This window comes from Algoriphagus halophilus, from assembly GCF_041729275.1.
Lineage (GTDB): Bacteria > Bacteroidota > Bacteroidia > Cytophagales > Cyclobacteriaceae > Algoriphagus > Algoriphagus halophilus_A.
Genome location: NZ_CP146486.1, coordinates 5,086,922 through 5,109,691, shown reverse-complemented (window position 1 = coordinate 5,109,691; position 22,770 = coordinate 5,086,922). Strand labels below are relative to the sequence as shown.

Sequence of the window (22,770 nt, the reverse complement as noted above, 5' to 3'; positions counted from 1 at the left end):
TCGATTCCGTGAATTCTTATACATAAGCAGATGATTGTCTACCAGTTCAGGTTAGCTATTAAAACTATAATTGCTATTTTAAGCCTTCTTTGCACGAATAGTTTGTGTAAGATCAATTAAACCAAATTACCATAAACCCAACAAGATGAAATCCAAGTATTGGAACCTATTAGTTATTGTGATAGTGGCCTTAACGGTTGCTTCCTACCTTCTTTTATTTTCAGAACATCAAATCGAACCTAGTTTGGGATCTGTCCCCTATGTATTTTGGACTGGCTTGTTGGTGACTATCCTGATTGTTTTTGCCACCTTTTTAGGCTCAAAATTATTTCCGCACGAAGACCCTAAGAAACCATGATTGGATGGTTGGTTTTCTTTTGGGATTTTCCTAGCCATGTTGGGATATGCTTCCTACAGGTCATATAGGAAAAATAGAACCTCGGATGATTTTATTTTCGCAGGATCTAACATTGGTACCATTTTAGGCTTTTTGACCTTTTCGGCAGCCTTATTTTCGGCATTTACCTTTATGGGTATGCCTGACTTCTTCCGAACTCATGGAGTAGGCGCTTGGATTTTTCTGGCCCTTTCGGATGCTTTAATGGTGTTTTTCTTGATTTGGTTTGGTTATGCTTTGCGAAAGAGAGCCACCATCAAGGGGTATAAAGGAGTGGCTGGGTTGATAAAATCTTGTTATGAAAATTCATTTGCCGGATATCTTGTCTTTGCGAGTGCCTTCCTATTTCTAATCCCTTATGTATCTATCCAAATCAGGGGAATCTCAATATTTCTGGACGCTGCTTTTCCAGATATGCTTCCCTATTGGTCCTGGTCGGCTGTCTTAGTTTTTATCATGTTGATTTATTCAGAAATAGGTGGACTAAAAGCTATTGTATACAGTGATGCAATCCAAGGAGTGATCATGTTGGCCGTAATATGGATCATTGGTTTGACCTGTTTGAGTTTAGCAGGAGGATTGGAAGACGGGATCGCAAAAGTGAGTGCGAGCAACCAAGAACTGTTATCCTTACCGGGACCCAATGGCCTTTTTTCCAGTCCATTTCTAATAGCATCAGCCATCGCCATTGTTCTAATTCCAGTTTCACAACCTCAATTCACCACGAGATTGGTGGTTATGAAAAGTTTAAAATCTGTCCATAGAATGGCCTATGCAGTAGGAATCTTTGCTATTTTGGTGATCCTACCTACTGCATTTATTGGCCTATATGGAGCCATCAACTATCCTGATGCAAGTACCGCTGATTTCCTAAGCCAGGCATTGTTATTCGATCAGGCAGTTCCAGTTGCAGCACTTGCCGTTGTAGGTTTATTCGCTGCTTGTCTTTCTACAACCAATGCCCAAATTTTTGCATTAGGCACGGAATTGAGAAGCCTATTGAATGGAACCGATCAGGCCAACATGCGAATAACAAAATTGTCCATATTGGCTTTTTCATTAATTGTCCTGGTATTTTCCACCTATATGAGTGATGAATTGGTTCTCTTGGCAAGAGTGAGTTTTGCAGGGACTTCCATGATCGCACCTGTGGTATTAGGAGCTGTGATTTTCAGCCAACCTCCCAAAGCACTGATTGGACTTTCTACAGTAGCACTGATCTTTTTCATCTTGTCTATAGTAAGAATTGTCCCAGACAACTATTTCGGCTATCCATTAGATTTTCTGATGTATATTATCCTGTTTGTGTTTACCACAACCCTCATGGTGAGTCACAAAAAAAACCTAAAACAACAAAATGAAGCTTGATTCAGAAATTCAAATACAAAACCTAAAAGCTCCTTTAGAAAAATTTTGGAAGCTTTCTGGTGAAAAAATCGAATTGATTGAAAAGTCCTTTGATCCAGCCAAAGGAGCACCGGTCTTTACAGAAAAAGGACAGTATGTGACCAGAGGATGGACTGAATGGACCCAAGGATTTCAATATGGTTCAGCAATTTTACAATTCGATGCCACTAGAGATGAAAAGTTCCTGAAAATTGGAAGGGAGAATACCCTTCATAAAATGGCTCCACACTTGACCCATACTGGGGTTCATGATCATGGTTTCAATAATGTCAGTACTTATGGAAACTTATTGAGGTTGATGAAGGAAGGTAAAATCCCTCAAAATGATTGGGAGCAGAATTTCTATGAATTAGCTTTAAAAGCCAGTGGTGCAGTCCAAGCCATGCGCTGGACCACTATTCCCGGTGGAGGTTTTATCTACTCTTTTAACGGCCCTCATTCATTATTTGTAGATACCATTCGCTCTTGCAGAGCTTTGGTGGTGTCCCATGCTTTGGGACATGTATTGCAAGGTGAAATGATCGGAGAATCTCTCTGATTCAGCGTGCCATTCAACACATCCTGAGTACCATCAACTACTCTATCTTTTATGGGAAAGGAAGAGATTCTTATGATGTTGCCGGCAGAACTGCCCATGAGATCATTTTCAATACCAACGATGGAAATTTCAGGTGTCCCAACTCCCAGCAAGGATACACAGGGTTCAGTACCTGGACCAGAGGATTGGCCTGGGCTATTTGCGGACTTGGAGAGACCTTAGAAATTCTAGATCTGATTGATGAGAGCGATTATGCAATCATTATTTCTAAAAAGGCGCTCGTGGAAGAGTTATTGGAAGCGGCAAAAGTTACCGCTGAATTTTACCTAAAAATACCCCCACTGATGGAATTCCCTACTGGGATACGGGTGCCCCTGGATTGGTGCATATGGGCGATTATTTAAATCAACCTTCCAATCCTTTCAACGAATTTGAACCTATTGATAGCTCTGCTGCCTGCATTGCAGCGCAAGGTCTTATCCGTATTGGAAATTTTATAAAAGACTCAGAACCTGAACTATATGACAAATATACGAAAGCAGGACTTCAAGTATCTCAATCTCTCTTTCAGTCTCCCTATTTGTCTGAAGAAAAATCTCATCAGGGATTGATTTTACATAGCATTTACCATCAACCGAATGGATGGGATTACCGACCTGATAAGAATAAAGCTCCCTATGGCGAATCATGTATGTGGGGGATTACCATGCCAGAGAACTTGCATTATTGATTCAAAGGACTTTGAATCAGGAAACGTATTATAGCTTTTTCAACTGTATTCAAACAATATGAGTGAAGGAAAATACAAACCAGAATATCCGAGAGTTGCTCAACTGAAAACAGCTGAAATTTTCCGGGATTATCTTAAAAAAGAAAATATAGACCTCGATTTTGTAGAGGAGTTAAGTCAGGGAAATAGCTCACCTTTTACCAAGCCTTACCAAACAAAGGCAGGGAATTCCATAGGCAATGCATTCTGTATCCTGCCCATGGAAGGTTGGGATGGTACCACGGATGGAAAACCCTCTGAATTGACCAAAAGAAGATGGAAAAACTTTGCGATCAGTGGGGCTAAATTACTTTGGGGATGCGAAGCAGTAGCTGTTAGACATGAAGGAAGAGCCAACCCTAACCAACTACTTTTGAATGATCAAAATCTAGGTGAGTTTGAAGAGCTGTACCAAATGGTTGAAAAAGAGCATCAAGGAGCATTTGGTAACACCAACGATTTATTGACTGGCCTTCAATTAACTCACAGTGGGAGGTTTTGCAAGCCTAACAGCAAAACCAAGATGGAACCAAAAATTCTCTATTCACACCCTATTTTAAATAAGAAATTTGGGTTGCCAGATGACTATCCAGTAATGACAGATGATGATATTTCCTCCTTGATTGACGATTATATCAGCGCATCTGTTAGGGCGCAAAAAGCTGGATTTAAGTTCGTGGATATCAAGCATTGCCATGGGTATTTAGGACATGAGTTTTTAAGTGCTTATGATCGTGAAGGGATTTATGGAAAATCTATCGAAAACAGAACTCGATTTTTAAGAGAAATCGTCGCAGGAATTCGTTCTGAGGCTCCTGGACTTGAAATCGGAGTCAGAATGAGCATTTTTGACTGGGTTCCTTTTCAAGTAGGGCCCGATGGAAAAGGAATTCCTTCCAGCCAAGGGAATTATGCATATGCCTTTGGCGGTGATTCCTCAGGAATTCATGAAGATTTAAGTGAGACATTTGAGTTTCTGGATGAATTAAAAAATTTGGGAATAGAATTAGTATGTACTACAGCAGGAAGCCCCTATTACAACCCCCATATTCAAAGACCTGCGATCTTCCCTCCATCCGATGGGTACAATCCTCCCGAGGATCCGTTACATGGAGTAGCAAGACAAATTAAAGCAACAGCTGCAATCAAAAAGGCTTACCCTGAATTTTATGTCATTGGATCCGCATATTCCTACCTTCAGGAATGGCTCCCAAATGTGGGAGAGTTTGTTTTAAATGCTAAAATGGCTGATTCCATTGGATTAGGAAGGATGGTGTTAAGCTATCCCGATTTACCAGCAGATATTTTGGCGGGAAATAACATGAAACGACCCAAGATTTGTAGAACGTTCTCAGATTGTACCACAGCCCCAAGAAATGGGATCATTTCAGGCTGCTACCCACTAGATCCGTTTTACAAAAAGATGGAAGAACATGATCAACTTAAAGCTGCAAAAAACAAATGAAACCAGTTGCATTAATTACAGGAGGTTCCCGAGGAATTGGGTTAGGCATTGCCAAAAAACTGGCTGAAGCTGGATATGACTTGGGAATCAATGGTGTAAGACCAGAGTCTGATGCCAAAGAAAACTTAGATACTTTAAAATCTCTGGGTTCAAATGTGGTATATCTACAAGGAAATATTGCAGAGAAATCCGATCGGGAGGCCATTGTCCAAGGAATGAAAAATAATTTCGGTAAAATTGATGTACTAGTCAACAATGCCGGAGTAGCCCCCAGAAACCGATGTGATGTTTTGGAGGTAACCGAAGAGGATTACGATCATTTAATGAACATCAATGAAAAAGGCACCTTTTTCTTGACACAAGAAATTGCCAAATGGATGTTGGAACTGAAAGGCTCTCATCCAGATTGGGAAGGATATATCATCAATATCACCTCGGTCTCAGCAGAATTGGCATCCCCTACAAGGGCTGCATATTGCATGTCCAAAGCCAGTTTATCCATGTTTTCCAAAACCATGGCAGTTCGAATGGCACCTCATGGAATTTCAGTTTATGAAATCCGACCTGGATTCGTGGATACAGACATGATTGAAAAAGTCCGTGCCACTTATTTGGAGTTGGTTAAGACCGGCGCAACCCTTGAACCTAGAATTGGCAAACCAGAAGATATAGGGAAAGTAGTAGCATCTTTGGTGAAAGGAGGACTCCCTTATTCAACAGGGCAAATCATCAATGTGGATGGAGGCTTAACAATCGAAAGAATGTAATCAATTTAAATTTATGGGGAAGGTTTTCCAAAATGGAATTCCTTCTTCAGTCACCCCTTCTATTCTTATTTTGATCTTACTCACCCCAGTTGGAACATAGATTTTAAAGCTTGAGCTAGTACCTTCTAGTTTGAAATTAGGGTTCCAATACAAAGATGGTTTGGGTACAACAGAACTATTTAATGAGGGCTCATTCAAAAATGAATTAACTTCAGCAAAACCACGTACAAGAAATTTCTGAAAGCCGGTACCATTAAATTTCTTATCACTTGTCGCTGAAAACCTTTCTCCTCTTTTTGTTTCAATCATGATGACCCCAGCAAATCCAGCCAAACCAAAAGAATTGGCATTGAGCGTATAAACTGCCATGGATATGACTTCATCAGTGATGATATTTTGAAGCACATCTTTGGCAGTTTCATCTTCATTATAAGCATATCTTGCACCATCTAAAATTATCAGTGGCTCACCTTCCTCCAGTCCATAATTATAATTCCCCATAGCACCATTTCCGAACCGCATGCCAATTACTTGATCTAAGGTATTGCCAGGCCAATTGTCTAAGTCCTCTCGAGAATAAACCTGGTCTGGCTCCCCATATCCATAGAATCGATCCGCAAGGGATTCGATTTTCTCATCCTCGGCGACAAACTCCTCAAGGAGAATATAGTCTTCGTAAGAATCATAATACATTCGACGATCATTCACCTGATAGATGCTATACCTCAATCTTGGGAAAGACCCTCGAAAAAGGGGGCTGGTTTTTTCTTTAAGATGAATGCTTCCATACGCCTTACCCCTATCATCAAGAGCTGCGAACGAAAGGGTATCCATTTCAAAAAATACAATCCAGTGGCTCTAAAAAATCCGGTAGAATCTGTTTTTACTACCCCATAATCTGCCAAATCACCTCTTACAATGGTAATAGGATTGATATCCGGTTGACGTTTTTTATCTTTTTCAAAATTCCCGGAAATTGAAATTCCATATTCTATGTCGAATTTTGGAATCACTGAAAGGGGTTCTTTTCTTCTTGGTTCAACCAATCATAAGCTTCAATGAAATTCGATTGTCCTTTCATATCTGAAACAAGTTCTGGGTTGGTTGCAGAAATCATCATTTCAGCATTTACTAGTTCATCAAGGGCATCTTTCATCGAAAGCTCCACCTCCAAAACTTGTTGATTCGACTCAAAGTAGGTGGAATCCTTCATTTGAAATTCCAGATCACCCAAAAAATCAAACTGTTCGACATCTTGACTTTCAATATTAAGACCTTTGCTTAAAACAGGAAAAGCCCTCAAATAAAAATCTCTTTCAGGATAATTCCTCATCCATTCAGTATATGCCCTAATGAAATAATCTCCTTGTGGCAAGGAATCTGGTAAGGAAATTGAACCTGAAAACCCACCCTCTTCTATTGGATATTGATTTGATAAAACCATTTCAGATCCTTCGCTGATAAGATCAACATGTAACACTCTGCTAAGGGTATCCTGATAAAACTGGTTTTTATAAAGCATCTTTCCTCCAAACCAAACGGTTTCTCCCGGATAATAATAGGGTTTATTGGTCATCAGATAGGGAGACTCTCTTAAATTTTCCCATTTGTTAATCAGACTTTTGAGCAAATCCACTTCAGCGGCAAGATTTTCAAAAGTTTCAGGAGGAAAATAATCATGTGGAAGAGACCTTCCCATTCTAGGACGACCAATATAGCCCGAAAGAACAACCTGAGTAGGATGGATTGGAACTCCATTCCTATCAATATCAAAATACCCCAAAGGGGCTTCTACCCACCCAACTGGATGATAGACGTCCAGATAATAATCGTTTCTATAATTCTTTTTCAAAAAATGGACCTCCACTCTTTTTGGCCAAATGATTCTGAAATTCCCATTTCGAAGGGGTATTCTTCTTATGGAATCTTGGGAAATAGGCACAATGGATTCACCTAATTCTATGGTGTAAGTATTGGTGCGTCGACGATTCATTTGCTCAGGAAAGGTTTCGTAAAGATTAAATCCTTGTTCGGGTACTTGCTGTAGCAAAACAGCTCTCATTAAATGCTTAATCGATCCCAGATAGCTGGTTTGTTTATTTACAAGATATTCAGCTGATTGGGCACTATCTTTTGGAGTTTTATTTTCAAAAAATGCAAGACCAAAATACGTTGACTTAAAATTGTAAAACTTATAATCCTGCAAATAGTAAGTCACCCTATATCCCAATGCATTATTTTCCAATACCAAGGGTTCCTGAGCTGTAGCCCGAATGTAATTTGGACCTTTGTCGGGTTTAACTTTTTCAAATTCCAAAACCCAAGGATTGGTAATTTCTAATTTCCCAGCAATCGGATCATCAGGTAATGCTAAAAAGACATCTTGGAATCGCTTTAAATTTCTTTCCCAGGGTTTATCTCTACGACTTTTAAGCTCAATTTCAGATAATACGGATGCTAATGGATCCAAAGCAAAATCTACATTTTTTGTTTCTCCTTCTCCTATAGAAACCTCAATACTACTTGTGGAATAGCCAACAAATGAAGCAACTAATTGAAAGGTACCGGGCAAATCAGGTCTGCTCAAAGTGTAACTCCCATCCTCATTGGTTGTGGTACCAATCGTGGTATTATTGATAAAAACATTCGTAAACTGAAGTGGTTCTTGAGTCCTTGAATCAATTACTTTCCCCTTGATTGTTTGGGCATTCACCCGCACCATCAACAAGGCTAGAAAAAACAAAAATAAAACCTGTAAAGGCCTGAAAAACATGAATTTTTTTGGATTTAACTAATTCCAATATAGCATTTCAAATTTATTTTTAAAGCATAAAAAAAACCGCCGTAAATGGCGGTTTTGATTGTTAGTATCCTAAGGTTTTCAACATACTCTCCTCTGTTTGATCCTCTCTAAAGAGTCTGTGGGTGACATTTCCTTGTTCATCCCGATCGATTAACACATGTTTCGGAGCAGGAATCAAGCAATGTTGAATTCCCCATAACCTCCGAGAGATTCCTGATATGCTCCAGTGTGGAAGAAACCCAAATATTGTTTCTTACCATTATCTGGTTTCGGAAGATAAATATTGAATTGATGCGCTTCAGAATTATAATAATCCATACTATCACAAGTCAATCCACCCAAGTTGATATTATGATAGGTTTCATCCCAGTTATTGATCGCTAGCATGATGTATTTTTGATTCAAACCCCAACTGTCTGGCAATTGAGTAATGAAAGAGCCATCGATCATGTACCAGAGTTCCTTATCATTTTGGAGTTTTTCGTCCAAAACAGAATATAGAACAGCACCACTCTCTCCTACTGTAAATGAACCAAACTCAGTAAAAATATTTGGCTCTGTAGTATTGTTTTTGGCACACATCCATTTGATGTTTTTGACAATTTGATCAGCCATGTATTGGTAATCGTAATCGAAAAACACATTGGTCTTAATAGGCCAACCGCCACCAATATCCATGGTATCCAAAGTAGGCGCCACTTTTTTCAAATCCACATATTTTTGGATAAATCGTGTCAATTCCGACCAATAATAGGCAGTATCCTTAATTCCCGAATTGATGAAAAAATGAAGCATTTTCAAGCTAACCAAGGGATGATCCTTGATCTTTTCTTCATACAATCGAATAATATCATTGTACCTCACCCCTAATCTAGAAGTATAAAATCCAAACTTGGGTTCCTCATCAGCGGCTATTCTGATCCCCACTTGGAATGGGACTTTGACGTGTTCTAAGTAATAATCAATCTCACTTAAATTGTCGAGAATTGGAACACAATTCACAAAGCCATCATTGAGCAATTCAGAAATGTATTGTTTATATAATTCTCTTTTAAAGCCATTGCATATGATATAGGTGTCCTTGGTGATTTTACCTTTTGCATATAAGCTTCTTACCAAAGGGATATCAAAAGTCGAAGAAGTTTCTATATGAATATCATTCTTTAAGGCCTCATCCAATACGAAACTAAAATGAGAGGACTTGGTACAGTAGCAATAGGTATATTTCCCTTGGTAATCATGCGCCTTAATCGCATTATTAAAATAGGTCTTCGCTTTCTGAATGTTTTCAGAAATTTTCGGAAGATAAGTGAGCTTAAGAGGGGTACCATATTCATTGATGATATCCATCATATTTACTCCATTAAAAAATAATTCATTGTTTTCAACATGGAACTCTTTGGTAGGAAAATCAAAAGTCTGTTGAATTAAATCAATGTATCTATTCATTCTTGACGCATTTAAACCGTTTTAGTCGAGTACAAAAATTGTTCTTTCTTGGAGATATTCAAATGATAAAGGGACAAATCCAGATGGAAATGTCCCTTAAATTTATAAAATCCTGTATTTAATGTTTTTAATCTGCCAAAAGTGACGAATGAAGCAAGCTTTGTTCTGCTCTAAACCTTTGTCTATTTTCGATTATTTCTTTCAAAACCTTTTTGAACCTCACTTCTTTTCTAAGTAGAGAAAGCACATTGGAAATAAACTTTCCCACCTCAATTTCCTGCTTTGAATCGAATGAGAAGAAAATAGATTTTTCTTCATTGGAATGAGAAATTTCCAGTCCATTTGGTTTTCCTAAACTGAATATTCCTTTGAAAAGTGGATACAAAGAATCAAAGCCCTTTTCCAATTTGCACATACCCTGAATCCTATTTCCCGATCTTTGATTAAAGATCTTGACCATTTCCTGATGTCCAACGGAAATTTCTGAAAATTTTGATCTGCTTCCCAACGTAACCGACACTGGGCTAGAGGGAACTAATGGTTGATAGGATACTGCACTCATTTGTTTGTCAGTTTTAATTTCTAATGCTTCAAATGTAAAAGCTTTTTTATTATAATCCTATAATCCCTATTATTTTTATAGGGTTTATATGGTTAAAAATCACAAATAACTGTTTTACAGTTATTTAAATTTAAAATAATTTGGACTTTTGAATAATTTTTATCGCCTTTTCTAATTCCTCATCAGATTTTGCAAAGCAAAACCGAAGGATCTTATGATCATTTTTATTTTTAAAAAAGACAGAAATAGGAATACTGGCTACTCCAATCTCTTTGGTCCATCGAACAGCCAATTCAAAATCACTTTCCTTACTTAAATGACCATAGGAAACCTGTTGAAAGAAACTGCCTTGCGCAGGAGTAAAAAAGAGTTCAGTTTCCTTTAAGCCTTCACAAAACAAGTCTCGCTTCTTTTGATAAAAATCTGGAAGATCTAAATAGTGATGTTCATTCTCTAAATATTCAGCAAGGGCATATTGCATAGGGGTTGCTGTACTAAAAGTAACAAACTGGTGTACTTTTCTAAATTCTCTAGTCATTTCCTCAGGAGCCAGGCAATAGCCTATTTTCCAACCCGTCACATGAAAGGTCTTTCCAAATGACCCGCAAACAAAAGTTCGCTCTTTAAGTACCGGATGTGTCATCATGGACAAATGCTTCCTACCATCAAATGTAATATGCTCATACACCTCATCACTTATTACATAGATATCCTTATCTACAATAAGCTGGGCTAAATTTTCTAAATCTTCCTTGGTCCACATGTACCCAGAGGGATTATGGGGAGTATTGACCATGATCAATCTTGTTTTATCAGAGAGCGCATCTTTCACAGAATTCCAATGGATCGAAAAATCAGGAAGATTTAAGGGGACATACACTGGAATTCCACCACATAATTCTATGGCTGGTGCATAACAATCATAAGCAGGTTCCAACAGGATTACTTCATCTCCAGGTTTTACGATTGAGGTAACTGCAGAATAAATGGCGTCAGTTGCTCCAGAAACAATAGTTACCTCCGATTCTGAATCATAGTCAACCCCATAAACTTTCTTCGTTTTCTCCGCCAACCGCTCTCTCAATACGGGTACGCCACTCATAGGAGCATATTGGTTTTTTCCTTCCTTCATGTATTTGTAAACCAATTCAATTAAATGTGGATCACAATTGAAGCCAGGATAACCTTGGGATAAATTAATGGCTTGATAGTCCGATGCCATTTTGGACATAATGGTAAAAATCGTAGTACCAACTTCTGGAAGCTTGGATTGTATAGGCATGAGATGGTTTATTGTTTCAGGATTTCTCAATATCGTGATATTGTGCGAGATGAAAAGTCAATCTATTTAATTAAGCTTATTTTCTAAAGTTTCACATTCTAGCTTTTTAAAGTTGAATTCAAAAAGGTCAAAAATTTTTATCCCAATTTTCACTAGTTTTACGGGCTTGAAATCCCCAAATAACTTGAAATTAAAAGTAAATGAGAGATATTAAATTAGTAGAAGTTAGGTCAGAACTTGCTGCAGGAACCCGAGGTGCAAGTATGGGAATAGATGCCTTAAAAGTGGCTAGCCTAGACTTAAAATCAGACTTTTTCACTCAATTTGATCCCATTAACGTTCCTGACGCCAATAATTACCTTTGGAAAGGAAATAAATTTCCACATGCCAAATATGCTGATGGTGTGTATCAGGTTTTAAAAAATGTATACAGCACCATTGAATCTCTTAGAATGGAGAAAAAATTCCCTATCGTTCTTGCCGGTGATCATAGTACGGCTGCAGGCACCATTATGGGAATCAAAGCTGCTGACCCAAGCAAAAGATTGGGTGTTATTTGGATTGACGCACATGCAGATCTTCACACGCCATTCACTACCCCATCAGGAAACATGCATGGGATGCCTTTGGCAATGTGCGCGAGGATTGACAATAAAGAATGCCAGGTCAACGAACCCTCAGAAGAAACCTTAGTTTATTGGAATAAAATAAAAAATATTGGGGGAGAATTCCCGAAAATCGATCTCCAGGATATCGTATTTATCTCTGTCAGGGACACAGAAAAACCTGAAGATCATCTGATCCAAGAATATGGAATCAAAAACTTTAAGACAAGGGAAGTCAGAGAGCAAGGAGTAGCTGCCATTGCCAAGCAAGCTTTGGATGTTTTAAAAGATTGTGATCAGATTTATATCTCTTTCGATGTGGATAGCTTGGACAGTTCTATTTCTGTGGGAACAGGGACTCCGGTAGCGGATGGTCTCACTGTGGAAGAGGCTATTCAATTGAATGCCGAATTAATAAAAGACAAAAGAGTTTGCTGTTGGGAAATTGTAGAGGTAAACCCTACCCTAGACTCTGAAAATAGAATGGCCGAAAATGCTTTTGAAGTCTTAGAAACTACTACCAAGTCTTTGGTGGATAATTTCTAGATTTGCGATAGAATTTATAATGTTAAAAAACTCGAGATAGGATGATGGAATTTCCTTCATAAGAACAGTTCTCATCCTATGTTAACTTTGTGTAATGGAGTAACCTCAGTGGTTATTATTAAAAATGAATATACAGGAATCAATTATTAGCGGCATTCAGCTAGCTTTTCAGAATATTTACAATCATGATGTTTCAACGGAGCAATTAAGTTTGGCTCCCACCAGGAAAGAGTTTAAAGGAACTTATACGTTTGTGGTATTTCCCTATTTAAAAGTTACTCAATCAACTCCTGAAGCTACCGCAAATCAGATAGGAGAATATTTAAAAGCAAATGTTGCGGTAGTTTCTGGCTTCAATGTGGTCAAAGGATTCTTGAATCTTGAATTGAATCAGTTAATCTGGCTGGAAGTATTCAAGGAATTATATGACAATAAAGACCTTGGGCAATTACCTGCCAATGGACAGAAAGTGATGGTCGAATATTCCTCGCCCAACACGAATAAACCGTTGCATTTAGGGCATTTAAGAAATAATTTTTAGGGTTTTCAGTAGCAGAAATCCTAAAAGCAAATGGCTATGAAGTCACCAAAGCCAACTTGGTCAATGATCGTGGCATCCATATCTGTAAATCCATGGTCGCTTATCAGCACTGGGGGAATGGAGAGACTCCAGACTCTTCTGGATTAAAGGGTGATCACTTGGCAGGTAAATACTATGTGATTTTTGACAAAGAATACAAAAAAGAAATAGAAGGATTAGTTGCTTCCGGCCAATCTCCGGAGGATGCAAAAAAAATGCCCCCTTACTTTTAGAAGCTCAGGAGATGCTTAGAAAATGGGAAGCGAATGACGAAGAGGTAGTAGCTCTTTGGAAACAAATGAACTCCTGGGTTTATGATGGCTTTGCCAAGACCTATGAAAAAATGGGCGTCGATTTTGATAAATTTTATTACGAATCCGATACCTACCTTTTAGGGAAAGACATTGTGGAAGAAGGCCTTGAAAAAAGAGTCTTTTTCAAAAAAGAGAATGGTTCAGTTTGGGTAGACCTTACGGAGGAGGGCTTAGATGAAAAATTAGTCCTAAGAGGTGACGGAACTTCTGTGTACATCACCCAAGACATGGGAACTGCTGATTTGAAGTACAATGATTTCAAGTTGGACAAATCAGTCTATGTGGTAGGAAATGAACAAGATTACCATTTTGATGTGCTCTTCAAAATCATGAGAAAACTAGGGCGTCCTTATGGTGATGGATTATATCACTTGTCCTATGGAATGGTAGATCTACCTTCTGGAAAAATGAAATCCAGAGAAGGGACTGTTGTAGACGCAGATGATTTAATGCAGGAAATGGTGGATACAGCTGCACATCATACCAAAGAACTTGGAAAAATCGATGGGTTCAATGAGCAGCAAGCAGAGGAACTTTATGAGACCTTGGGTTTAGGAGCTTTGAAATATTTCTTATTGAAAGTAGACCCTAAGAAAAGGATGCTTTTCAACCCACAGGAATCCATTGAATTTCAAGGAAATACCGGACCATTCATTCAATATTCTCATGCAAGGATCAAATCTATATTAAGAAAAGCTGAGCAAATTGGGGTGGACTACCAAAATCCGGATTTTTCTGACATAACCTCTTTAGAAGAATCAGAATCAAGTTTGATATTTTTATTGGGAGAATTCCATAAGAAAATAAAAATGGCGGGAGAAGAGTACTCCCCTGCCGTGATTGCCCAGTATTTATTTGATTTAGCGAAGGAATACAATCGTTTTTACGCAGACCTTCCTATATTTCATGAAAACAATCATTCCATTCTTGCCTTCCGTGTAGCATTATCAGCATTAACTGCTGCAACAATCAAGAAAGGAATGAGTTTATTAGGTATCAATGTACCAGAAAGAATGTAATATGAAAAAACTAGTATTTTTATTCGCACTTGTCACTCTTTTCTCTTGTCAAAAGACCCTTGAAAGACCTGAAGTCCTGCAGGCTGGTTTTTTTACTACTACCTCTAAGACTATGGAAAGTACATTTTACGACTTTAAAATGAAAAATCTTGATGGCAAGGAAATTGACTTTAGCCAATACAAAGGTAAGAAGCTATTGATTGTCAATGTAGCCTCTAAATGCGGCTATACGCCTCAATATGCTGCACTTCAGGAATTAAATGAGAAATATGGGGACAAGGTCCAGGTGTTAGGCTTTCCTGCCAACAACTTCGGTGGTCAGAACCTGGTTCCAATGAAGAAATAAAGAGTTTTTGCTCTGAAAATTATGGCGTTACTTTCCCGGTATTTGAGAAAATTTCGGTAAAAGGATTTGACAAGCATCCTTTGTACCGTTGGTTGAGTGATGAGAAAATGAATGGTTGGAACAACCAAGAGCCTACCTGGAATTTTTGCAAATACCTAATCGATGAGAAAGGCGAACTTCTTAAATTCTTTCCTTCAGCCGTAACACCTTTGGACGAAGAAATTCTAACAGCTATTGGAGCTTAATTTGAATTTAGTTTAGTGAAAACAGCAATACAAACAAAAAAAGAAGCCTGGCTGCACGCAGTCAGGCTTCGTACTTTGCCATTAGCACTTGCCAGCATCTTTGCTGGATCGATTATCGCCGAATACATGGAAGTTTTCCGATGGGAAATTTTTGTTTTGGCTTCTTTTACCACCATATTCCTTCAAATCCTCTCAAACTTGGCCAATGATTATGGTGACACGGTCAATGGGGCTGATCATCATGAGAGACAAGGACCAGTCCGGGCCGTACAGTCTGGAATCATTTCTTTGGCAGAAATGAAAACGGCAATGTATCTGTTTGGGGTATTGTCTTTACTTTCAGGCCTCCTCCTATTATTTTTTGCTGTTCAGAGCTGGACCTTATTCTTCGTATTTCTAGGCTTGGGATTGGCTTCCATTTGGGCTGCTATTTCATACACTTCAGGAAGCAAGCCTTATGGCTATTTGGGTTTAGGGGATATTTCAGTCTTTCTGTTTTTTGGTTTATTAGGAGTAATAGGCACTTATTTTCTGCATAGTATAAACTTTGATGCCCATTCGATTTGGATTGGGCTATCCTTAGGGTTTTTCAGTACTACAGTACTTAATATCAATAACATTAGAGATATTGAATCCGACCAGAAAGCGGGTAAAAAGTCCATTCCAGTACGAATCGGTAGAAAAGCAGCTGTCATCTACAACTGGGTCTTGATCATCGCTGGATATATATCTCTTCTTGGGTTTTGCATATCTACTAATAGTTGGGGAAGCTGTTTGGCTTTTGTAGCCTTCCCTTTGATGTTTAAAATCGGAATGAATGTGGCAAGTGCTAAAAGTTCCGAGGAAACTGACCCCAATTTGAAGAAAATGGCTTTAGGAACCTTACTTTGGGTAATCCTGTTCGGGATTGGCTTACTTTTTTTATGAAAAGGAATGGATTTTCCTTATCCCCTTCTGATTTTTTAGCTAATTTGGGTAAACATTATCACTTTCCACTATGATCAAAGTACTCGTACCTTATGATTTTTCAGAACAGGCTGAAAATGCCCTGAATTTCACTACTGGACTCGCAGATAAAATTGAAGGAGTTCATGTTGAAGTCCTCCATGTTTTAGAAGTTCCTTATGTATCTAGTATCGGTACCATGGGAGGAGGAGAAGTGATTCCTGAAATGGAAAATCAAATTTTCTTCATTGAATTGATGGAGAGAAGGAAGAAACAAATCGCTGAATTAAAGGAAAAGTATGGCGGCAAAAATTTTGGATTTGACGCAAAACTCAAACTTGGAAATGCCTTCAAAAGTATTTCTGAATCCATCCTTGAGGAAAACCCTGATCTTGTAGTAATGGGATCAAAAGGCTCTTCTGGAGTGGAAGAGGTACTGATAGGAAGCAATACTGAAAAAGTAGTACGTACGGCTACCTGTCCTGTCATCACCATAAAATCCCCTATTGACCCCTCTTCTTTCAAGAAAGTAGTCTTTGCCAGTGATTTCAAAGAAGATACCGATGAAATTGCTCGAAGAATGAAAAACTTGAAGACATTATTCGATGCTGAACTATATTTTGTGATTGTAAACACTCCTGCGGATTTTGAAACTACCAGAGATTCCATCAAACGCATTAAAATGTTTGCCAATAAATATGGGTTTGAAGGTGCCAAAGCGGAAATCTATAACTCACTTTCGGAGGAATCCGGTATCATTGAATTTGCAGAAGATATTGATGCTGATTTGATCGCAATGGCTACCCATGGCCGCACTGGATTCTTACACTTGATTACCGGTAGCATCGCAGAAGATGTGGTAAACCATGCTAAACGCCCTGTTTGGACGTTAAAAGTAAAATAAGTAGCCAAAATTTAAATTGTAGCCTGTCCTAATGGGCGGGCTTTTTCATGTACCTATGGCAAAGCGAAATAACGACTGGAAGAAAAGAGATGGAGTAGTATACTCTACATCAGATGAGTTTGAATACCAAGAGGAAGGAAATGGGGAAATGGACACCCTGGCTCCTGCTCAGCAAAACCTCAAAGTAATGCTGGACAAGAAAGCTAGAGCAGGTAAAAAGGTAACGTTGGTAGATGGATTTATTGGAACAGAAGATGATTTGAAAGAACTCGGAAAGATGTTGAAGAATAAATGTGGAGTGGGTGGATCTGCAAAAGATGGGGAAATTCTGATTCAGGGCGATCACCGGGACAAAGTAGTCCAGATTCTTCAATCCTCAGGTTATAAAGCCAAAAAGTCTGGTGGATGATCAAACGATTCCGCTATAAGGAACAAAGCCCCGAATGATCGGGGCTTTTCTAGTTTTACTCATTAGGTGAATAACTTGGAATCTTAGGAATTCTACCTGCCTCCAGAATGGGTAAATTGGCTTCTGTAGGAATATATATCACCGTTTTATCTCCCAAATTCTTTTGTTGCCTCACCCATAAATATTGGATGTATTTTTCTGAAATTGAACCATTTTCAATTTTGATAGCTTCAGCAGCTCCCTTGGCCCGCTCTATTTCTGCTTGGGCATTCAGCTTTTCAGCCTCTAAGTTAGCCGCAGCCTCTTCAATCAAAATCCGTCTGTTTTGCTCAGCTTTGGCAAATTCTGCCCTTCCACTCATTTCCTGTTGCCAAACATTATACGTGGGACAACCCCACATCCCAAAACCTATCATGGCAAATAACATCCATGAAACGATGGTGCCAAAAAATATTGGCGTTCGTCTGTTTTCCATTTTATTACCGGGTTTTACCATGCCGCCCAAGGCAATTATCTATTGAAAGTTATAAGGAAATACAGTGAAGATGAATGAGACTTCCATCATTTATTTTTTATTATTTGGGAAAGTGGTGTTTCACTTTCAAAAACTGTTTTACAATTTGTCAGTTTCAATTCCATTCCTATATTTGCCAACGGAAATGAAAAACACCTCTCAAAATATCGCTTTTTCTACTACTGCGCATGCCGTGCAGCATCATTTCCATCATTCCTCCTGAGGAATATTTTTACATACCCGGTGAAGCCGATGATAGGGATTCCGCTTTTCACCAAAAATTATTTCAACCTTTTATTTCTTAGCGTAACTTGCCAACATGGAACAAATTATCCGTATTGCCGTGCAGAAAAGCGGCAGACTATCAGATGACTCTTTAGCACTTATCAAAGAGTGTGGAATCAAATTTTATAATGGAACTGGAAAGTTAAAATCCACTTCCACCAACTTTCCTATAGAATTCCTTTTTCTTAGAGATGATGACATCCCAGGCTATGTCGCCGATGGGGTCGCTGATCTAGGAATTGTGGGAGAAAATGAGCTGGTCGAAAAGGACAAAGATGTGCTCACTTTAAAAAAGCTAGGCTTTTCCAAATGCAGACTATCACTGGCAATTCCAAAAGGGCAGGATTATCCTGGACTGGAATTTTTCGAGGGTAAAAATATAGCTACCTCCTACCCTAAGATTCTTGGCGACTATTTGACCTCTAAAGGAATTAAGGCAGACATCCACGAGATCAGTGGTTCAGTTGAAATTGCACCGAGTATAGGTCTAGCAGAAGGTATTTGCGATATCGTAAGCTCAGGATCCACTTTGATGATGAATGGACTAAAAGAGGTAGAAGAAATTTTCAAATCTGAAGCCGTTCTAATTTCTAATCATGAGTTAAGTGAAGCAAAAAAGGCAATAGTAGATAAACTATTGTTTAGAATGAATGCTGTCCAGAAAGGTAAAATCAGCAAGTACGTACTGATGAATGTTCCCAATGAGTCAATTGATAAAATCATTAAATTGATCCCTGGGATGAGAAGTCCTACCATATTACCATTGGCACAAGAGGGATGGTCATCAGTACATTCTGTATTGAATGAAGACACATTTTGGGAACATATTGAAGAATTAAGGGCGGCAGGTGCAGAAGGAATCCTAGTGGTTCCTATAGAAAAAATGATTCTCTAAAACAGGTAAAGAACTTTCCAAAAAGAAATTCCAATTCATGAAAATTCTTAAAAATCCAGATCCGGAAACTTGGTCGAAAGAGCTGGCTCGCCCCGTTCAGAAAACGAAGCATATCAATAAAACGGTAAAACCTATTTTTAGAAAGGTTAAGCGTAATGGGGATAAAGCGCTTATAAAATTTGCCTTAGAGTATGATCATGTGCACCTAGATCAACTGCTTGCCTCTCAAGAAGAAATTAAAGCTGCTGAATTACTCCTTTCAGCAGAACTGAAGGAAGCTATTCAAGTGGCGAAAGGAAATATTGAACGATTTCACCAGGCACAGAAAAGTGAAGAATTAGTTGAGGAAGTAATGCCAGGAGTGGTATGCAAACGAAAAAGCATGCCTATTCAAAAAGTGGGGTTATATATTCCTGGCGGTACAGCTCCCCTATTTAGTACCGTTTTAATGCTAGGAGTCCCTGCCGTTATTGCTGGTTGCAAAGAAATCGTTTTATGTACTCCACCGGATCGTCATGGAGAAATCCATCCCGCCATCCTTTATACAGCAGACTTGATTGGAATTACCAAAATTATCAAGGCAGGAGGTGCACAGGCTGTAGCTGCCATGACCTTTGGTACCCATTCAGTGCCTAAAGTCGATAAGATTTTCGGACCTGGGAACCAGTATGTCACAGCAGCCAAACAATTGGCTACCAAATATGGAGTAGCAATTGACATGCCTGCTGGACCTTCAGAAGTACTTGTTTATGCAGATAAAACAGCGGTTCCCTCCTTCGTCGCAGCAGATTTACTTTCCCAAGCGGAACACGGGGTAGATAGCCAAGTGGTCTTGGTAACCAGTTCCGAGAAATTTGCCCATAAAGTCCTGAAAGAAATTGAGGTACAAGTGGAAGAATTACCCAGAAAAGACATTGCCTTGAAAGCGCTGAAAAATTCAAGAGCGGTCATTTTAAAGGATCAATCTGAGGCAGTGGAACTGATCAATGAATATGCTCCAGAGCACTTGATCATATCTATTGCCAATGAAGAGGAAGTAGTGGATGCCATTTACAATGCTGGCTCAATATTCATCGGAAATTTCACTCCTGAATCTGCAGGCGATTATGCTTCGGGCACCAATCACACCTTGCCCACCTATGGTTTTGCAAGAAACTATAGTGGAGTATCTCTTGATAGTTTCATCAAAAAGATGACCTACCAGAAGATCACGGAGGAAGGTCTCAAAAAATTAGGTCCTACCATTGAAGTGATGGCTGAAAATGAATTGTTAGATGCCCACAAAAATGCGGTTTCCATCCGTCTTAATTACCTGAAAAGCAAGAAAATATGAACTTTGACCTAACTAAACTACTTAGGCCTCATATTGCTGAATTACAGCCTTATACCTCTGCCCGGGATGAGTATACTGGGAAGATTGGCGTGTTTTTGGATGCCAATGAAAATCCATATGGCTCTATCACGGATCAAGACTATAACCGATATCCTGACCCTTACCAGCAAGAGTTAAAAGAGAAAATTTCAGAAATTAAGAAAGTAGATCCCTCCCAGATTTTCTTGGGAAATGGTTCTGATGAAGCGATTGACCTATTGTTTAGGGCATTTTGCAACCCTGGAAAAGATAATGTGATCCTGCTTCCTCCAACCTATGGAATGTATGAGGTAAGCGCATCTATTAATGATATCGAAACTAGGAAAGTTGCTCTTACCTCTGATTTTCAACTTCAACCTGAAAAGATTATTGGAGCTACGGACGAACACAGCAAAATTATTTTTGTGTGCTCTCCTAATAATCCCAGTGGAAATAAAGTAAAAAGGGAGGAAATTCAATTCTTGCTGAAAAATTTTAATGGAATTGTGGTCGTCGACGAAGCCTATATCGATTTCAATGACGATCCAAGCTTTACAACAGAATTAGAAGAATTCCCAAATCTCTTGGTTATCCAAACTTTCTCCAAAGCTTGGGGACTTGCTTCTCTGCGTTTAGGGATGGCCTTTGGTTCAAAAGAAATCATCCGGATACTCAACCGCATTAAGCCTCCATATAATATTTCTGGCCTTACCCAAGAAACAGTGTTGAAGGCAATGGATAAGTATGGGAAAGTCCAAAAAATGATTCAAGAGATTCTTAGCGAACGCGAATTTCTAAAGGAAGAATTGGGGCAACTTCCCTTCATCCAACACATTTTCCCCTCTCATGCCAATTTCTTATTGGTAAAAATGCCTCATGCCACCGAAGTTTACAATGAGTTAATTGAGCAAAAAGTGATTGTCAGAAACCGGTCTAAGGTTCTATTGTGCGAAGATTGCTTGAGAATATCGGTAGGAACCAGAAGTGAAAATGAAGCTTTTATACAGGCCTTGAAAAAGGTGGCATCAAAAACAGTTTAAACCTATTTATTCCTTTCATGAAAAAGAAAGTATTATTTATAGATCGAGACGGAACGATCATCAAAGAACCACCAACCGATTTTCAAGTTGACAGTTTAGAAAAGCTTGAATTTTTACCAAAATCCATTTCTAATCTTAGGAAAATTGCTGAAGAAACGGACTATGAATTGGTGATGGTCACCAATCAAGATGGCTTAGGTACGGACTCATTTCCTGAAAACACCTTTTGGCCTGCACAATACAAGATGTTGAAAACCTTGGAGCAAGAAAACATCTTCTTTTCTGCAATCCACGTGGACCGAACTTTCGAACATGAAAATGCAGAGACAAGAAAGCCAAGAACTGGCCTGCTTCAAGAGTATTTTTCGGAAGAATATGACTTGGCAAACAGTTATGTGATAGGAGATCGGATCACAGATATTCAATTGGCGGTTAATTTGGGAGCAAAAGCTATTTATATAGGCGAAAACCATGAACAAGCAGCCTTAAGCACCAAGGATTGGGATCAAATTTATGCTTTCCTTAAAATGCCTCCCAGAACTGCAGAAATTAGAAGAACCACCTCTGAAACTGATATCCATATCAAACTTAATCTTGATGGATCAGGTCAATGTGATATTTCTACTGGCTTACATTTTTTTGACCACATGCTGGAACAACTGGGAAAACATGGAAGTACCGACTTAGAAATAAAAGTGAAAGGTGATCTTCATATCGATGAGCATCATACGATAGAAGATACCGCTTTAGCACTTGGGGAAGCCTATTTGAAAGCACTGGGCGATAAAAAAGGAATATACAGATATGGTTTTCTTCTTCCCATGGATGATGTACTTGCACAAGTAGCCATTGACTTCGGCGGAAGACCATGGATCGTTTGGGATGTTGAGTTTAAACGAGAAAAAGTGGGTGACATGCCCACAGAAATGGTCTATCATTTCTTTAAATCCTTTTCTGACACCTCCAAATGTAACTTGAATATAAAAGCGGAGGGGAATAACGAACACCATAAGATTGAGGCGATTTTTAAAGCGATGGCAAGAGCAATCAAAATGGCAGTCACCAGAGATGCTCGAAACATCAATCAATTGCCAAGCACCAAAGGAGTTCTTTAATACTCAAGCATTTAGGTCAAACTTTATTTCAAAGGATTAGGAAAAATTCACACTAAAAATTTTTTCTAATCCTATTTTTTGTTTCATTTAGTTATGAAACGATATTTACATATTTTGACTATTTTATTAGTAATAAATACGCTCAGTTCCTGTTCCAGTGATTTTCAAAAATTGAAAATTTATATCAAGACGAGGATTATGAAGCAGCAATAGAAGAG

The 22,770-nt window shown here is 38.7% G+C and carries 19 protein-coding genes and 4 pseudogenes; 16 read left to right on the top strand and 7 right to left on the bottom strand.

Annotation, left to right across the window (positions count from 1 at the left end):
* Positions 1-145 precede the first annotated feature (145 nt).
* From V8V91_RS27610 to V8V91_RS27590, 5 genes and pseudogenes are all read left to right on the top strand, one after another.
* Positions 146-358 carry a hypothetical protein gene (locus V8V91_RS27610; RefSeq protein WP_373398179.1) on the top strand — a complete coding sequence of 71 codons (213 nt, stop codon included), beginning with the start codon at positions 146-148 and terminating at the stop codon, positions 356-358.
* Positions 359-1,765 (top strand): sodium:solute symporter family protein, encoded by a 1,407-nt coding sequence (locus V8V91_RS27605; RefSeq protein WP_373398178.1) that lies wholly within the window; start codon positions 359-361, stop codon positions 1,763-1,765. It abuts the gene before it with no gap.
* Positions 1,755-3,134, top strand: a pseudogene (locus tag V8V91_RS27600) (glycosyl hydrolase). Before V8V91_RS27605 ends, V8V91_RS27600 begins: the two are co-directional and overlap by 11 nt.
* Complete coding sequence (locus V8V91_RS27595) at positions 3,131-4,576, top strand: NADH:flavin oxidoreductase (RefSeq protein ID WP_373398177.1); 1,446 nt, start codon at positions 3,131-3,133, stop codon at positions 4,574-4,576. Before V8V91_RS27600 ends, V8V91_RS27595 begins: the two are co-directional and overlap by 4 nt.
* Positions 4,573-5,343, top strand: coding sequence for a 3-ketoacyl-ACP reductase (locus tag V8V91_RS27590; RefSeq protein WP_373398176.1), 771 nt, complete (start codon positions 4,573-4,575; stop codon positions 5,341-5,343). The genes V8V91_RS27595 and V8V91_RS27590 overlap by 4 nt, the downstream gene beginning before the upstream one ends.
* Here the strand turns inward: V8V91_RS27590 and V8V91_RS27585 are convergent, their stop codons facing one another.
* From V8V91_RS27585 to V8V91_RS27560, 6 genes and pseudogenes are all read right to left on the bottom strand, one after another.
* On the bottom strand, positions 5,344-6,072 hold the full coding sequence (locus V8V91_RS27585) for a hypothetical protein (RefSeq protein WP_373398175.1): 729 nt from the start codon (positions 6,070-6,072) through the stop codon (positions 5,344-5,346).
* Positions 6,069-6,356: a hypothetical protein gene (locus V8V91_RS27580; protein WP_373398174.1), complete on the bottom strand. Its 288-nt coding sequence runs from the start codon at positions 6,354-6,356 to the stop codon at positions 6,069-6,071. The genes V8V91_RS27585 and V8V91_RS27580 overlap by 4 nt, the downstream gene beginning before the upstream one ends.
* The gene (locus V8V91_RS27575; RefSeq protein WP_373398173.1) at positions 6,353-8,086 is read right to left on the bottom strand and encodes a carboxypeptidase-like regulatory domain-containing protein; all 1,734 of its coding nucleotides are present in this window, start codon (positions 8,084-8,086) and stop codon (positions 6,353-6,355) included. Before V8V91_RS27575 ends, V8V91_RS27580 begins: the two co-directional genes overlap by 4 nt.
* Before the next feature lie 121 nt (positions 8,087-8,207).
* A pseudogene (locus tag V8V91_RS27570) lies at positions 8,208-9,595 on the bottom strand (arginine decarboxylase).
* A 127-nt stretch (positions 9,596-9,722) separates the two neighbouring features.
* Positions 9,723-10,157: a hypothetical protein gene (locus V8V91_RS27565; RefSeq protein ID WP_373398172.1), complete on the bottom strand. Its 435-nt coding sequence runs from the start codon at positions 10,155-10,157 to the stop codon at positions 9,723-9,725.
* 130 nt (positions 10,158-10,287) lie between these two features.
* On the bottom strand, positions 10,288-11,439 hold the full coding sequence (locus V8V91_RS27560; protein ID WP_373398171.1) for a methionine aminotransferase: 1,152 nt from the start codon (positions 11,437-11,439) through the stop codon (positions 10,288-10,290).
* A gap of 200 nt (positions 11,440-11,639) precedes the next feature.
* Here V8V91_RS27560 and V8V91_RS27555 point away from each other — a divergent pair, with 200 nt between their 5' ends.
* From V8V91_RS27555 to V8V91_RS27530, 6 genes and pseudogenes are all read left to right on the top strand, one after another.
* On the top strand, positions 11,640-12,590 hold the full coding sequence (locus V8V91_RS27555) for an arginase (protein WP_373398170.1): 951 nt from the start codon (positions 11,640-11,642) through the stop codon (positions 12,588-12,590).
* 124 nt (positions 12,591-12,714) lie between these two features.
* A pseudogene (argS, locus tag V8V91_RS27550) lies at positions 12,715-14,503 on the top strand (arginine--tRNA ligase).
* Position 14,504: 1 nt separating this feature from the next.
* A pseudogene (locus V8V91_RS27545) lies at positions 14,505-15,094 on the top strand (glutathione peroxidase).
* A 15-nt stretch (positions 15,095-15,109) separates the two neighbouring features.
* The gene (locus V8V91_RS27540) at positions 15,110-16,021 is read left to right on the top strand and encodes a 1,4-dihydroxy-2-naphthoate polyprenyltransferase (RefSeq protein ID WP_373398169.1); all 912 of its coding nucleotides are present in this window, start codon (positions 15,110-15,112) and stop codon (positions 16,019-16,021) included.
* A gap of 70 nt (positions 16,022-16,091) precedes the next feature.
* Positions 16,092-16,943 (top strand): universal stress protein, encoded by an 852-nt coding sequence (locus tag V8V91_RS27535; protein ID WP_373398168.1) that lies wholly within the window; start codon positions 16,092-16,094, stop codon positions 16,941-16,943.
* Between the two features lie 55 nt (positions 16,944-16,998).
* The gene (locus tag V8V91_RS27530) at positions 16,999-17,352 is read left to right on the top strand and encodes a translation initiation factor (protein ID WP_373398167.1); all 354 of its coding nucleotides are present in this window, start codon (positions 16,999-17,001) and stop codon (positions 17,350-17,352) included.
* A gap of 55 nt (positions 17,353-17,407) precedes the next feature.
* On the opposite strand, the gene V8V91_RS27525 is transcribed toward V8V91_RS27530, so the two are convergent.
* A complete protein-coding gene (locus V8V91_RS27525; protein WP_373398166.1) occupies positions 17,408-17,827 on the bottom strand; it encodes a hypothetical protein in 420 nt (139 codons plus the stop codon).
* A gap of 70 nt (positions 17,828-17,897) precedes the next feature.
* Between V8V91_RS27525 and V8V91_RS27520 the strand changes: the two genes are divergently transcribed.
* From V8V91_RS27520 to hisB, 5 genes are all read left to right on the top strand, one after another.
* Positions 17,898-18,089, top strand: a complete 192-nt coding sequence (locus V8V91_RS27520; RefSeq protein ID WP_373398165.1) for a hypothetical protein — start codon at positions 17,898-17,900, stop codon at positions 18,087-18,089.
* 96 nt (positions 18,090-18,185) lie between these two features.
* Positions 18,186-19,046: an ATP phosphoribosyltransferase gene (gene hisG / locus V8V91_RS27515; RefSeq protein ID WP_074223810.1), complete on the top strand. Its 861-nt coding sequence runs from the start codon at positions 18,186-18,188 to the stop codon at positions 19,044-19,046.
* Between the two features lie 37 nt (positions 19,047-19,083).
* Positions 19,084-20,379, top strand: a complete 1,296-nt coding sequence (gene hisD / locus V8V91_RS27510; protein WP_373398164.1) for a histidinol dehydrogenase — start codon at positions 19,084-19,086, stop codon at positions 20,377-20,379.
* Positions 20,376-21,437 (top strand): histidinol-phosphate transaminase, encoded by a 1,062-nt coding sequence (gene hisC / locus V8V91_RS27505; RefSeq protein ID WP_373398163.1) that lies wholly within the window; start codon positions 20,376-20,378, stop codon positions 21,435-21,437. The genes hisD and hisC overlap by 4 nt, the downstream gene beginning before the upstream one ends.
* Positions 21,438-21,454: 17 nt before the next feature.
* Positions 21,455-22,552, top strand: coding sequence for a bifunctional histidinol-phosphatase/imidazoleglycerol-phosphate dehydratase HisB (gene hisB / locus V8V91_RS27500; protein ID WP_373398162.1), 1,098 nt, complete (start codon positions 21,455-21,457; stop codon positions 22,550-22,552).
* Positions 22,553-22,770 lie beyond the last annotated feature (218 nt).

Bases quoted from the DNA above. Each gene is read 5' to 3' on its own strand.
- V8V91_RS27610 (WP_373398179.1), top strand. From the start codon at position 146: ATGAAATCCAAGTATTGGAACCTATTAGTTATTGTGATAGTGGCCTTA.
- V8V91_RS27595 (WP_373398177.1), top strand. From the start codon at position 3,131: ATGAGTGAAGGAAAATACAAACCAGAATATCCGAGAGTTGCTCAACTG.
- V8V91_RS27590 (WP_373398176.1), top strand. From the start codon at position 4,573: ATGAAACCAGTTGCATTAATTACAGGAGGTTCCCGAGGAATTGGGTTA.
- V8V91_RS27565 (WP_373398172.1), bottom strand. From the start codon at position 10,157: ATGAGTGCAGTATCCTATCAACCATTAGTTCCCTCTAGCCCAGTGTCG.
- V8V91_RS27560 (WP_373398171.1), bottom strand. From the start codon at position 11,439: ATGCCTATACAATCCAAGCTTCCAGAAGTTGGTACTACGATTTTTACC.
- V8V91_RS27555 (WP_373398170.1), top strand. From the start codon at position 11,640: ATGAGAGATATTAAATTAGTAGAAGTTAGGTCAGAACTTGCTGCAGGA.
- V8V91_RS27535 (WP_373398168.1), top strand. From the start codon at position 16,092: ATGATCAAAGTACTCGTACCTTATGATTTTTCAGAACAGGCTGAAAAT.
- V8V91_RS27530 (WP_373398167.1), top strand. From the start codon at position 16,999: ATGGCAAAGCGAAATAACGACTGGAAGAAAAGAGATGGAGTAGTATAC.
- V8V91_RS27525 (WP_373398166.1), bottom strand. From the start codon at position 17,827: ATGGAAAACAGACGAACGCCAATATTTTTTGGCACCATCGTTTCATGG.
- V8V91_RS27520 (WP_373398165.1), top strand. From the start codon at position 17,898: ATGAATGAGACTTCCATCATTTATTTTTTATTATTTGGGAAAGTGGTG.
- hisG (WP_074223810.1), top strand. From the start codon at position 18,186: ATGGAACAAATTATCCGTATTGCCGTGCAGAAAAGCGGCAGACTATCA.
- hisD (WP_373398164.1), top strand. From the start codon at position 19,084: ATGAAAATTCTTAAAAATCCAGATCCGGAAACTTGGTCGAAAGAGCTG.
- hisC (WP_373398163.1), top strand. From the start codon at position 20,376: ATGAACTTTGACCTAACTAAACTACTTAGGCCTCATATTGCTGAATTA.
- hisB (WP_373398162.1), top strand. From the start codon at position 21,455: ATGAAAAAGAAAGTATTATTTATAGATCGAGACGGAACGATCATCAAA.